This is a genomic window from Paraburkholderia sp. RL18-085-BIA-A (genome assembly GCF_046027075.1).
Taxonomy (GTDB): Bacteria; Pseudomonadota; Gammaproteobacteria; order Burkholderiales; family Burkholderiaceae; genus Paraburkholderia.
This window is the reverse complement of sequence record NZ_JARESU010000180.1, coordinates 1-13,754: the sequence shown is the minus strand read 5'-3', so window position 1 is coordinate 13,754 and position 13,754 is coordinate 1. Positions and strand designations below refer to the sequence as shown.

Here is a 13,754-nt window from a genome sequence, read left to right as displayed (position 1 = left end):
GTTAATCTGCCCGCCCATTTCCACAACACGGTTTTCAGGCAGGCTGTAATACTCTGCCGCCTGCGCCGCGTTTCTCGCAAGAAATGCGAACAGCTTTTCGCGCCATAGTGGCATGGCTTTGCTCGCGCCCGTCGCCATAATCGTGTCGCGCGCTAGAAAGAATGACGTGTCCACGGGCTCATACTGCCAGTTAGGCATCTGCTTCTGCGCGAGTTCAAGAATCGCGGGGACGTTGGGAATCTCCATGAAGCCATGGTGAACCGTGACGGCATAGCATCCGTGCCCCAGGTCGACGGCGACGGTTTTCTTTTCGTCCGGTACGTGGGGAACATTGTCCGTCGTGCCGGCAAGAAAGATGTTGACCTGATGCATGACCCCGTTGTGCTTCAGATTATGTAGAAAGGCGGTCGGCGCCATGTCTACCAAGCCACCGGGAAACACCGCTGTGCCGTTGACGCGGGGCGGCGAATGCGCGCCATCGCACAGCGAGTGAATCAATGGTGCCAGCGGCAGGTTGTCGTTTTTCATGCGGTCGACGACCGTTTCGCGCCCCTTGTGCCAGGTGGTCATCACGGTGAACAACACACCGCCGGCGAGCAGGGGGAACCAGCCGCCTTCAAGAACCTTGCTGATATTGCTTGAGACGAACACGGCATCGACGAGAGCCAGCGGCCCGATTACAGCCAGTGTCGCGAGGGGCTTCCAGTTCCACAGGCAGTGGGTGATGAAGTACATCAGTAAAGTCGTCAGCAGCATCGTCGATGCGACCGCAATGCCGTAGGCGGCTGCCAGATTGTCGGAGGACTTGAAGAAGACGACGAGAAACACAACTGCGGCGTAAAGCGAGACGTTGATGAACGGTACGTAGACCTGTCCTATCTCATGCGTCGACGTGTGAACCACTGGTATGCGCGGTAAGAAGCCGAGCTGGACGGCCTGCTTCGTCATCGAGAACGCGCCGGAAATAACCGCCTGCGACGCGATGATGGTCGCCGCCGTCGCGAGCAGCACTAGCGGGATGAGAGCCCAGCCGGGCGCCGACTGGAAAAAGGGCTGCGCGACCGCGGAAGGCCGCTCGAGGACGAGTGCCGCCTGACCGAAGTAATTCAGGATAAGACTAGGCAGGACGAGCAACAGCCACGCGAGCCGGATGGGCTTTTTGCCAAAGTGGCCCATATCTGCGTAAAGAGCCTCTCCGCCAGTCAGCGCCAGAAACACCGAGCCCAGAACAACGAACGCCGTTGCCGGGGCGTGCGCGACAAAAGCGATGGCGTACAGGGGCGACGCAGCTCGCACGATGCCGACGTGGGTGACGATATGGGAAAGCCCAAGCGCTGCCAAAGTGACGAACCATGCAACCATGACGGGCCCGAAAACCTTACCGACTGCGCTGGTACCGCGTTTCTGAAGTTTGAACAGGCCCGTAAGAATAACCAGCGAGATGGGAACAATCCATTCGGTCAGGTGCGGGTCCACCAGCGTCACCCCTTCAACCGCTGAGATGACCGATATCGCCGGTGTAATCATCGAATCACCGTAGAACATCGCCGCGCCGAACACGCCCAAGGTCAATAGCATTCTGCGCAGTCGCGCAGGGGCGACGCCCGAAGCCAGTGCAGTGAGCGCCAGGATGCCGCCCTCGCCGTCGTTATCAGCGCGCATGACGAAACTGACGTACTTCAGCGTGACGACGATGATTATCGACCAGAGAATGAGCGACACGATACCGAACACATTCATCTGGGTAATGCCGCCTGTTGCCTTCAGGCATTCCCGAAGCGTGTAGAGTGGGCTCGTTCCGATGTCGCCAAATACGACACCAATGGCGCCGAGCACGAGACCTGGCGCAGCCTTTATCGCCGGAGAGGGCGAGCTGATAGCAGACGAAGACATAGGGCCCGTAAGTTGAGTGTATGCAAAGACACCGCGCGTTAGAAAAATGAGGTTGCACACACGGTGCAAGTGGCGCGCCCGCCCCTCGGCCGGACATCCCCTGCAAAAATCTGGATGGGGAGACTTCCAGATTGTCACGCGTACAAAGTTAAGGGTTTCTTAAGCTTGCTGCTGTCCGGTACGCTAGCCGGAACAGCAGGAGTGCGACTCGAGGCAGGACGTGATGCGGCGGCTATCCAGGCGCACACGGGTGCTTGCGCGGACGCTCGCTCGCGAGTCATTCAAAGTGCGAGCCGTCAACGAAATACATCATTGCAAAGCTCTCGCAGTAACGGACGTCCGCCGCTACCTCAAGCGCCAGATTCCCCAGATGGCGATAAGTAAAGCAACGCCGAAACCACCGCCCAGGAGGATGTAAGTGCTCATGCGAATCCACAAGATTAGCGACGCGTGATTGATGTAGCCCATTCGCGAGACGCCGCGCCCAGTAGCCAACACTACGGCAACAGCGTCACGGGCCTGATGCCGTCGGCGGCGACGACGTCGCCACCGCATTGCTTGCCATGCTACCTGCGCTTCCTTTCAGAAGTCCTGGCGGTCATGCAATGGTATTTGACGTCATCTCGTCTGCGGCGCGCAGTACGGCCCACCGCAAAGCCTTAGCTGGATTTCCCGGCTCTCGGTTTGAAACCCGGAAGCGTCCGCGCATCTGGACTCCACGCGAGGTGGACGCCCTGCTCAACGGCTGCGTTGAACTGGAATTCGTTCGTCCACATCGGGATACGCGTTCGATAGAACGCCGCCCACTGGAAGTCGGCAAAGGGTTCAGGCGTTTTTATGTAGCCGCCCGCGTCGCGCACGAAGGCCGCGAGACTGCGAAAGGGGTCGTCGCTGAGGCCTGAGACCTCGTCAGGAATGGCAGAAATTGCCCGCAGGATGCCGCGCTCGTCGTAGGGATGTACCCACCAGCGCTCAATAACCGTGTCCCAGAATTTTCCCTCGGCGAGTCGTGACAAGTCCTCCACGACTGTCGCAAACGCCTTCGTGATGCCGCCTTCCCAAAGGGCACGCGCCTAGTGGTGATGGTCAATGACGTAGTGCCGGTCATGTTTGCCGATGACCGTGGGAATCGGCGCGCTTTTAAGGAACGCTTTCAAATCCTTTTGATTCATCGCCAAAAGGTGTTTTCGTTTCGCGTCGACCTCAAACATTCCAACCGTCGCTTGCAGCGGCCGTAGCTGTTCGATGCTCACGCCCAGCATCTTTGCCATCGTGGGTCTCCCCTTGTTCCAAGCGATTTTACGCCGGGTCCAGGATGGAGCTGTCGCAGGCCCTTATGTGGTCGAATCGGAAGCTATTCAAGGAGAGGAAAGCATGCCGACCGGGCCTGTCGTGACATTGGGAAATGAGCCGCTCGCCAACACGGCTGACGAGATAGTCGATTGGCGGCACACGTCTGCGTGATACGACGCAGTGATAGGGCGTCGACCTGATACGGACGCGACGAGCCGCATCCCCAAATTTTGGCCCCGGCGGTCGGTCAAATTCCTCCGGGTATGGTCACTTCAAACTCCCCCACCTGACGACCGTCGGCTGAGCAAGTAAAGCTGCCGGGAGGTGTTGCAGGACGTCTATCTTCGTCTCCTTCGAACAAGAAGGAGTTCAGGGAGTGAACGTCTTGAAGCCGCACCTGCAAAGCACCGTATTCACATTACTCGAACGCAACAAGAGCCAGCGCCAGATCCAGCGGCTCACGGGCATCGACCGCAAGACGATCCGCCGGTATCAGGCGATCTTCGAGTCGGAGAAGTCCGCTTCAGCAAACTCCCCCATGGTGACCACCGGCTCTGAAGCGGCGGCCACGCAAACTCCTCCACCGCCGCGACCACCGGCTACCGCCGATTCCAGCAAGGCCACAACGTTCAATTTCGCCCGCTCGGCAAGCGAACCGCATCGCGAATGGATCGAGCAGCAGGTCCGCCTGAGGCGCAACGCGCAGGCGATCTATCAGGATCTGGTCGACCAGTTCGCATTCGCCGCGAGCTACGAGAGCGTCAAGCGCTTCGTGCGCGCCTTGCGCCACATCGATCCCGAGCAGTTCGACCGTCTCGAGTTCGCCCCCGGCGAGGAAGCCCAGGTCGACTATGGCGAAGGCGCGCTGACCCGCGATCCGAAGACCGGCCGCTACCGGCGCCCGCGGTTGTTCGTCATGACCCTGCGGTACTCGCGGCGCAGTTTCCGCCGCGTGGTCTGGAAGTCCAGCAAGCAGGTCTGGGCCCAGCTTCACGAAGAAGCCTTCCGCTACTTCGGCGGCGCTGTCAGTTATGTCGTCCTGGACAATCTCCGGGAGGGCGTCATCACGCCCGATCTGTACGAACCCGAGATCAACCGGCTCTATGAGGCGATGCTCGAGCATTACGGCGTCGTCGCCGATCCAGCACGTGTACGGGACCCGAATCGAAAGGGGACCGTCGAGAACGCGATTCAACATACGCAGGGCACCGCGCTCGCCGGGCGACGTTTCGAGTCGCTCGAAGCCCAGAACGAATTCCTGATGCATTGGGAGGCGAACTGGGCGGCCAAACGCATCCATGGAGGCACCCGGCGACAGGTCGAGGCCATGTTCCAGGAGGAGAGGCCGCATCTGCGGCCGTTGCCGACCACCGGCTTTCGCTACTTTACGGAGGTCGTGCGTACCGTCTGGGACGACACCACTGTCAACATCGATCGCAGCAACTATGCGGCACGACCTGCGCCCATCGGCAGCCTTGTCTCGGTGCGCATCTACGACTGCACCATCGAGATCCGCGACCGCCGTACGCAGGCGTTGCTGCGCACTCATCCGCGCGCCGTAAAGGCCGGCTCGCTTGAACTGCCCGAAGACGAACGCCCCTTCAATCCGTCCCGCCAGAGCGCCTTCCTGCTCGCGAGCGCTGGCGACATCGGGCCGCAAACAAAGGCGCTGTGCCAGCACATGTTCGACAGCGAAGGTCGCGTCGGCCATCGCGCCATGTGGGGCATCGTCGGTCTGGCGAAGAAGTATCCCGCCCGGCTCGTTGAACAGGCCTGCGATCACGCGTTACGTCATCACGTCTACCGCTACAAACAGGTGCGCGCGATCGTTGAACGGCTGTTCGAACAGGCACTCGAGCGTCTCGATCAGGCACCGCAACTCGAGCTGCCTCTCACGCAGGATCACCCGCTGATCCGTCCTGCCGCCGAATACGGCGAACTCTTTACCCTCGGTGCGCAGCACGGCGCCGAACCTCAACCTCCAACTGGAGAAACACAGGCATGACCATGACATTACCGGAAATCGAACGGGCTCTCGGACAGCTTCGCCTGTCCGGCGTGCGCGACACACTTGAAACGCGCGTACTGCAGGCCCAAGGCTCACAGCAGCCATTCCTTGAAACCTTCGCACTGATCCTGCAAGACGAACTGGATCGCCGCCAGTCCCGGCTCATCGAACGCCGCTACAAGCTCTCCGGCCTCGAGGAGAAACTCACACTCGCCGAATTCGACTGGGGCTTCAATCCCAAAGTGCCTCGCCAGGCCTGCTTCCAGCTGCACACACTGAAGTTCATCGCCGCCGGCGACAACGCGCTGATCATCGGCAAACCAGGCACCGGCAAATCGCACGTTGCGAAGGCCGTCGCCTACCAGGCCGTCCTGCAGGGCCACAAGGTGCAGTATCTTGAGACCGACGACTTCTTTAACCGTTACGCACTAAGCCCGACTACCCAGCGCGAAGCCCGCCTGCGGGCCATCCTTGAGAGCGACCTGCTGGTGCTGGACGATCTGTTCCTGTCGCGTACGATCCCCGACGCCGCCGGCGCGCTGCTGCAAACCCTGATCCATCAGCGCTACAAACTTCATCGCAGCGTTCTCGTCACGTCCAACCGCGTTGTGCAGGATTGGGGCGCATACCTGGGCGACAACACGATGAGCACCACGATCCTCGACCGGCTCATGCATCACTGCCACCTGCTCGAGTTCGATGGCCGCAGCTACCGTCTCAAGGAAGCCGCTGAAACGCTTGCGCGAAAAACGAAAACCAGCTAAATAAAACCCTTAGTCCTGCTGCACAGGGTGGGGGAATTTGCGCGACCATAAGTGGGGGAGTTTCAACTGACCGTCCGGGAATTTTGGAAGCTTCGCGGTGCCTTAGCCACACCTCACTGAGCGGCGGCCTTCAGCGGGATAGCATGCATGGCCGGGCGCCGGAAGTGCGCGGTACGGACTGGTTCCGCGAACCAGTCCGTACCATTTGCGTGCATTTCCGTTGAGTCATTTCGCTGGCGGGTCAATTGCCGGCATCAGGTGCTGCGCCCCGCCACCATAATCGTCGGTCGGTGCCGGCGCTGTGCGCTGAGCGACACTAGCTACACATTCGCGGGTACATGGATAAAGTAGCTCCGCTATAATCCCAGCCATGAAATTTCTCCGGACATTGCTCCTCCTGTTGCTTTGCGCCGCGCTGCCCATCAGTGGGCTGGCGGCCAGCGGCTTGACTGGAGAATGTCCGATGCAGATGAGCATGGGCTCCGACGATAGTAGTGCGATGTCTTCGGAGATGCCTGGATGCGAGACCATGAAATCTTCGCAACCGGAAAAAGCCAAAGGCTTCTTTTGCAAGGCAACGGCGCAATGCCAGCTTGGTAGTCTCTATCACCCGGTTTCCGCTACTGAAGTAACCCGTCCCGCCGGGCTGTCCAGCCCCGTCGTATTCCATTACGCACTGTCGCTCACCGTCCGTGAACCGGCCGGTCTCTGGCGACCTCCTCGCGCCATCTAATCCCTTGCTGACAGGTTCACCGCATTCGCGGTGAGGTCGTCCTGCGTCCAGGACGTGGACTCCCTGTGGGAGTCAGCCGTTGGGGTTAGAACATGCCTTCAACTATTGGCACGCCGTCATGCCGGCGTGTACCACTGCGCGTGCGTTCAATTTTCGCCGCGCTGATTCTCGCAAGCTTCACCGCGCACGCTGACGAAGCGACCGTCACGCTTGATGCGGCATTACAGGCGGCGACTGACCGTTCGGCTTCGATGCAGGCGGCGCAAGCGTCCGTCGGCGCCAGTTCGGAAGCTGCCGTCAAGGCGGGGCAGTTGCCCAACCCGATGCTCGCTGCGGGCATCGACAACCTGCCAATCAATGGCCCACAGGCGTTCACGATTGGCCAGAACATCCTGACGATGCGCCGCATCGGCATCGAGCAGGAATGGGTCTCACCGGAAAAACGCCGGCTTCGTTCCGCGCTGGCAAACCAGGTTGTCGATAAGGAGCGCGCGGGATTTCTAGCGCAACTTGTCAATGTGCGCCAGCAAACTGCGACGGCATGGCTGAACGCAGCCTATGCAAAAAAGGCTGTGTCACTGCAGCAGGAACTGGTCGGACACATGACGCACGAGCTCGCGGCCACACAAGCCTCCTATCGGGGTGCAAAAGCATCTGCAAGCGACGTCGTGCAAGCCCAACTCATGCTGGCGCAAACGCAGGACCAGCTCCTGAAGGCCCAGCAGACTTTACAGACAGCGCTCATCAGCCTGTCGCGCTGGACGGCCGGTGCGGTCACAGACGTTGCCGGCGAACCGCCGGCGCCGCAATCCGTTGTGCCCTCGCTTCCGCCCGACCAGCTCCGTGAAGTGGAGCCCGCACTCATGACCGCGACGGCTGACATGAGAGTGGCGGACGCCGATACCGCTGTCGCCAACAGCAACCGCAGTACGGACTGGACCTGGAACGTCTCTTATCTGCAGGGGGGCGGCTCTTCGAGGTTTGTGTCGGTGGGCGTCAGTATTCCGTTGCCGATTAACCGGAAGAACGTCGAGGACCGGGACGCCGCCGAAAAAGCACAACTTGGCACAAAGGCGCGGCTGATGTACGAGGACGCGCAGCGACAGGTCGAAGCGGACATCCGGACGCTGTCGACCACCCTGGCCAGCGGACGTGAACGCATCACCAATCTCACCCACTCCCTGCTGCCGGCTGCGGACCAGCGCGTGCAACTTGCTGCTGCGGCATACAAGGCAGGCACCGGGTCGCTTGCGGATACTTTCGATGCCAGGCGTGCGCAACTCGACGCCCAGCTTCAGGTGCTCGACCTGCAGCGTGGCGTATCCCAGACCTGGGCCCAGCTGGAATACCAGGTCGTGCCCGCCTCGATGTCCGTGAGTCAGTGAAGGAGAACAACATGCAAAAGAAACAACTGGCACGCGCGGGCCTCATGACGTTTGCCGCAGCGGCGCTGCTGGGTATCGGTTATGTCGCCGGCACGTGGCGTGCTTCGACGACCGGCTCGACCGCACTTGCCGCGACATCCGCCACCGGTGAGAAAACCCACCCAAAGACTGGCCGCAAGGTGCTGTACTGGCACGACCCGATGGTGCCGAACCAGCATTTCGACAAACCGGGCAAGTCGCCTTTCATGGACATGCAGCTTGAGCCGGTCTACGCCGATGAAGGCGGCTCGAACGGAATCAAGATTGACCCGGGCCTTCAGCAGAACCTGGGCATTCGCTACGCGGCGGTGCGCCGGCAGGAAACAACAGAAGGATTCGACGCGGTAGGTACTACGCAGTTCGATGAGTCGAAAGCTGTTGTCGTCCAGTCGCGGGTGACCGGCTACATCGACCATCTTTACACCAGCGCCCCGATGCAACGCGTAACGAAGGGTGCTCCGATTGCGTCGCTCTTCGTTCCAGATTGGCTTGCGCCGCAGGAAGAGTACCTGGCGCTGAAACGTGGCGGCATGGATGACGGCATGCTTGCGGCATCACGTGCGCGCATGCGGGCGATGTCGATTCCGGACGGTGTGATTGCAAGTCTCGACCGCACCGGCAAGGCGCAGACACACATCACGCTATTCGCACCGGAAACCGGCGTGCTGACCGAACTGAACGTGCGTGATGGCGCGATGGTGTCGCCCGGACAGACGCTTGCGAAAGTCTCCGGGCTCAACAGGCTGTGGCTCGTGGTCGAGGTACCCGAAGCGCTGGCCCTCCAGGTTCAACCCGGCATGAGCGTGGACGCTGTGTTTGCTGGCGACCCGGCGCAACATTTCACGGGACACATTCGCGAAATCCTGCCGGGCATCAGCACGAGCAGTCGCACGCTCCAGGCACGCCTCGAAATCGATAACGCGGACTTCAGGTTGACGCCGGGGATGTTGATGCGAGCGCGCGTCGGCGCCGCAAAAAAGGTATCGCGGTTGCTGGTTCCCTCGGAAGCCGTCATCACGACGGGTAAGCGGTCGGTGGTCATCGTCAGGAATTCAGACGGCAGGTTACAACCTGTCTCCGTCACCGTTGGCAACGATGCCGGCGACGATACCGAGGTAAGCAGCGGCCTGACTGAAGGCCAGCAGGTCGTCGCATCCGGCCAGTTCCTCATTGACTCGGAAGCGAGTCTGAAATCCGTTCTCCCGAAGCTCGAAGCAACCGCACCGACCGGTGCGAGCGCGCCGGCTCCAGCAGCTGCCGCAGCACCACCGCAGACCTACGACACCACAGGTAAGGTCGAACAGGTGGCGGCTGGAGACGTCACGTTTTCACATCAACCCATTCCAGCTCTGGGCTGGGGCGCGATGACGATGGCATTCGGCAAACCGTCGCCTACAGCGTTCCCGGACGTGAAACCTGGCCAGACCGTGCATTTTGTCTTCAGGCAGTCGGGTGACGGATACCAGTTGACCAAGGTCGAGCCGGTCGGAGGCGCCAAATGATTGCGCGTCTTATAAGGTGGTCTATCCACAATCGCTTCCTGGTCCTGCTCGCGACCGTGCTCGTTACGGCGTGGGGTGTCTATTCGGTTACGCAAACCCCGCTCGATGCGCTGCCCGACCTGTCCGATACGCAGGTCATCATCAAGGCGTCGTACCCGGGCAAAGCACCGCAGGTCATCGAGGACCAGGTGACTTATCCGCTCACGACGACGCTGCTTGGTGTGCCGGGTGCGAAAACCATCCGCGCGTATTCGTCGTTCGGCGATGCGTTCGTCTATGTGCTGTTCGACGACAAGACCGACCAGTACTGGGCACGCTCGCGGGTACTCGAGTATCTGAATCAGGTGCAGAGCCGGCTGCCGCAGGGGGCGACGGTTTCGCTTGGTCCGGACGCAACCGGCGTGGGCTGGGTGTACGAATACGCACTCGTCGACAAAACCGGGCAACACGACCTCGGACAACTGCGCGCGCTCAATGACTGGTTCCTGAAGTTCGAACTGAAGTCAGTGCCAGACGTCTCCGAAGTCGCGTCCATTGGCGGCATGGTTCAACAGTATCAGGTCGTCCTCGACCCGGACAAACTTCGCGCGTACGGCATCACCCAGGCGATGGTGGCTGATGCACTCGGGAAGGCCAACCAGGAGTCGGGCGGTTCAGTGGTCGAAATGGCCGAGTCCGAATACATGGTGCGCTCGTCGGGGTATCTGCACTCGCTCGATGATTTTCGGAACGTCGTGCTGCGGACCAATGACACCGGCACACCGGTTCTGCTTGGTGACGTTGCCCGGATTCAAATCGGGCCCGAGATGCGGCGCGGCATCGCGGAGCTGAATGGTGAAGGTGAAGTCGCGGGCGGTGTCATCGTCATGCGTTCCGGCAAGAACGCGCTGACGACAATCGACGCGGTGAAGGCGAAACTCGCTGACCTGAAACGGTCGCTGCCGGCGGGCGTGGAGATTGTGACGACCTACGACCGCTCGCAGCTAATCGAACGCGCCGTGGACAACCTGAAGGACAAGCTTATCGAGGAGTTCATTATCGTTGGGCTTGTCTGCGCAGTGTTCCTGTTCCACCTGCGCAGTGCGTTCGTTGCGATTCTGTCGCTGCCGCTTGGTGTGCTGGCCGCGTTCATCGTGATGCGCTATCAGGGTGTCAACGCGAACCTGATGTCGCTGGGCGGTATTGCGATTGCCATCGGCGCGATGATTGACGCGGCCATCGTGATGATTGAAAACGCTCATAAGCATCTCGAAGCGTTCGACCATGACCACCCGGGCGAACAAATCACGACCGCGCAGCGCTGGGACCTTATCGCGACATCGGCAGCGGAGGTGGGGCCGGCGCTGTTCTTCTCGCTGCTCATCATCACCCTGTCGTTCATCCCGGTGTTCTCACTCGAGGGGCAAGAAGGCAAGCTGTTTTCTCCGTTGGCCTTCACCAAGACCTACACCATCGCCGCAGCTGCAGGGTTGTCGGTGACACTGGTGCCCGTGCTGATGGGTTATCTGATTCGAGGTCGCATCCCTCATGAGAACTCGAACCCAATCAATCGCGTGCTGATTCGACTGTACCGACCGTTGCTGGAAGCCACGCTGCGGCGGCCGTGGGTTGCCATTGCGCTGGCGGTCGTTGCGTTGACCGCTTCGGTGATTCCGCTTTCCCAGCTCGGCGGCGAATTCATGCCCCCGCTCGATGAAGGCGACCTGCTGTATATGCCGACAGCGCTTCCGGGCATCTCCGCCGAGAAGGCCAGCGAACTGCTGCAGCAGACGGACCGCCTTATCAAGACTGTCCCTGAGGTCGCAACGGTCTTCGGCAAATCCGGGCGGGCCGACACCGCGACTGACCCGGCGCCGCTCGAAATGTTCGAGACGACGATTCAGTTCAAGCCACGCAGCGAGTGGCGACCAGGCATGACGCCGGAGACGCTGGTCGACGAACTGGACCGGACCGTCAAGGTCCCGGGGCTGTCGAACGTGTGGGTGCCGCCCATCCGTAATCGACTGGACATGCTGTCGACGGGCATCAAGACGCCTGTCGGGGTCAAGATTTCAGGCAGCGACCTCTCTCAAATCGACAGAATCGGGGCGCAGGTTGAATCAGCCGTGAAGAATGTACCAGGCGTCACGTCCGCACTGGCCGAACGGCTGAACGGCGGCCGCTACATTGACGTCGACATCGACCGGCTGGCGGCAGCACGTTACGGGCTTTCCGTGGCAGACATTCAGTCAGTCGTGTCCTCAGCAGTGGGTGGCGACAACGTCGGCGAAGTCATTGCTGGCCGCGAGCGGTTCCCCATCAACATCCGCTATCCACGAGAAACCCGGGATTCGCTAGAGAAGCTGCGTCAATTGCCGGTCGTCACGGACCGTGGCGCCCAAATCCAGCTCGGCGATGTCGCGCACATCACGATTGCCGATGGTCCACCGATGATTCGCAGCGAGAATGCACGGCTCTCCGGCTACGTCTATGTTGATATCCGCAATACGGACCTGCAGTCAGCGGTCGAGGCAATGCAGCGCGCTGTTGCAGAGAAAGTGACGCTTCCGCCGGGCTATTCGATTGCATGGTCCGGGCAGTTCGAATATCTCGAGCGGGCAGCGGCGAAACTGCGCACAGTCATCCCCGTGACGCTCGTCGTCATCTTCGTGCTGCTCTTTCTGACCTTCAACTCTGCGGCCGATGCTCTCCTGCTGATGTCGACAGTGCCATTCGCTCTGGTCGGCGGGTTCTGGCTCATCTGGATTCTGGGTCACGCGGTGTCTGTCGCAACCGCAGTCGGGTTTATCGCTCTCGCTGGTGTCGCAGCCGAGTTCGGTGTCGTGATGCTGCTCTACCTGAAAGGCGCGCTTAGTCGTCGGCTGGAGGATGGTGAACCGTTAACCGAGGCGCTTCTGTTCGATGCAATTCGCGAAGGCGCCGTGTTGCGCGTGCGACCGAAAGCGATGACGGTTGCCGTCGTGCTGGCTGGTCTCATCCCCATCATGGTCGGACACGGCGCCGGTTCGGAAGTCATGCAGCGCATTGCCGCCCCGATGGTGGGCGGCATGGTCACGGCACCCATCCTTTCGATGTTCGTAATCCCCGCAGCCTGGTTCCTGCTGCAACGCCGCCGCGCGCGAAGGCTGGACCATGCGCGGCTCCCCCACGCAGTACCTTCCGGCATGCAAGTGCCATCTACTCAAACTGGAGAAACCCGATGAAGAAGTTGATTGTTGCGTCTGTTGCTCTTGCAGCCATCGTTGCTGCGCCCGCGTTCGCTGGTGATGACATGGCGGGCATGAACATGTCCAAGCCGTCGGCTTCGAAGACGTCATCGAACACCGCGCTCACCGATGCGGAGGTCAGGAAGGTGGACGCTGCAACCGGCATGGTCACGCTGAAGCACGGCGCGCTGGAGAACGTCGGGATGCCGCCAATGACGATGGCGTTCAAGGCGAAGGATGCCGCGATGGTCAAACAGGTTCACGAGGGCGACAAGGTCAAGGTCCGTGTCGAAAACGTCAACGGCACCCTGACCATCGTTAAACTGGAAAAGCAGTCATGATGGGGCGCTGACACGGCACTCGCAGGCTCGCCGCGTGACAGCGGGCCTGCGGTCGCGTGTTTGTGCTCACATCTTGTGAGTAGGGGCACTGCAATGCGAATGACATCATCCGACGGGCTCTGGTGCAAATGGCTTGTCTGGCAGAGATGCTTCCTATAGATATGGATGCCTTATCGATTGAACAGGACGGCATCCCAGACATCGGGCGCAGCGGTATCTTTGAGCCCGACCATGGAGAAGTTGAACTGACCCTTGCGAATGCGATGCATCAATTCGATGCCTGAAATCGTGGCCGCGGCATTCCTGAACCGTTTGAAGCCGAGCATCACATTCGTTCTGGACTTGATGCTTCGATGGTCCTGTTCGATCAGATTGGTCAGGTACTTCGAGGACCGGATCTTCGTGTCCTCAGGCAACAGGCCATCGGCCTTCATCGCACGCACCGCCCGGTGTGAGGCGGCATACCCATCGAGCGTGATCGTCTCCGGAGGCTGTCCCTGATGTTTGATTGCGTTGCTGAAAAAGGCTTTGGCCGCGGCCACGTCGCGCTTCGCCCTGAGCACGAAGTCCACCGTCTGGCCGACTCGATC

Annotated in this window: 9 protein-coding genes and 1 pseudogene; 7 read left to right on the top strand and 3 right to left on the bottom strand. The window is 60.6% G+C overall.

Translation table 11 applies throughout. The features are described 5' to 3' along the window. A partial coding sequence (locus tag P0D89_RS46630; RefSeq protein WP_408378810.1) for a potassium transporter Kup occupies nt 1-1,893 on the bottom strand: 1,893 nt, incomplete at its 3' end. A gap of 659 nt (nt 1,894-2,552) precedes the next feature. Next, a pseudogene (locus P0D89_RS46625) lies at nt 2,553-3,155 on the bottom strand (ParB-like protein). A gap of 407 nt (nt 3,156-3,562) precedes the next feature. Between P0D89_RS46625 and istA the strand changes: the two are divergent. The 7 genes from istA to P0D89_RS46590 all read left to right on the top strand — a co-directional run bounded on the left by istA (nt 3,563) and on the right by P0D89_RS46590 (nt 13,164). Continuing rightward, nucleotides 3,563-5,191: an IS21 family transposase gene (gene istA, locus P0D89_RS46620; RefSeq protein ID WP_408370884.1), complete on the top strand. Its 1,629-nt coding sequence runs from the start codon at nt 3,563-3,565 to the stop codon at nt 5,189-5,191. Next, nucleotides 5,188-5,958, top strand: a complete 771-nt coding sequence (gene istB, locus P0D89_RS46615) for an IS21-like element helper ATPase IstB (RefSeq protein WP_408370885.1) — start codon at nt 5,188-5,190, stop codon at nt 5,956-5,958. Before istA ends, istB begins: the two co-directional genes overlap by 4 nt. Nucleotides 5,959-6,328: 370 nt before the next feature. Then, the gene (locus tag P0D89_RS46610) at nt 6,329-6,691 is read left to right on the top strand and encodes a hypothetical protein (RefSeq protein ID WP_408366411.1); all 363 of its coding nucleotides are present in this window, start codon (nt 6,329-6,331) and stop codon (nt 6,689-6,691) included. Between the two features lie 92 nt (nt 6,692-6,783). Further along, nucleotides 6,784-8,076, top strand: a complete 1,293-nt coding sequence (locus tag P0D89_RS46605; RefSeq protein ID WP_408366413.1) for a TolC family protein — start codon at nt 6,784-6,786, stop codon at nt 8,074-8,076. Nucleotides 8,077-8,087: 11 nt separating this feature from the next. Beyond that, the gene (locus tag P0D89_RS46600; protein ID WP_408378808.1) at nt 8,088-9,617 is read left to right on the top strand and encodes an efflux RND transporter periplasmic adaptor subunit; all 1,530 of its coding nucleotides are present in this window, start codon (nt 8,088-8,090) and stop codon (nt 9,615-9,617) included. After that, a complete protein-coding gene (locus P0D89_RS46595; RefSeq protein ID WP_408366417.1) occupies nt 9,614-12,820 on the top strand; it encodes an efflux RND transporter permease subunit in 3,207 nt (1,068 codons plus the stop codon). The genes P0D89_RS46600 and P0D89_RS46595 overlap by 4 nt, the downstream gene beginning before the upstream one ends. Continuing rightward, nucleotides 12,817-13,164 (top strand): copper-binding protein, encoded by a 348-nt coding sequence (locus tag P0D89_RS46590; RefSeq protein ID WP_062135813.1) that lies wholly within the window; start codon nt 12,817-12,819, stop codon nt 13,162-13,164. The genes P0D89_RS46595 and P0D89_RS46590 overlap by 4 nt, the downstream gene beginning before the upstream one ends. Before the next feature lie 170 nt (nt 13,165-13,334). Here the strand turns inward: P0D89_RS46590 and P0D89_RS46585 are convergent. Next, nucleotides 13,335-13,754 (bottom strand): DDE-type integrase/transposase/recombinase (locus P0D89_RS46585; protein WP_408366420.1); only part of this gene is annotated, 420 nt, incomplete at its 5' end.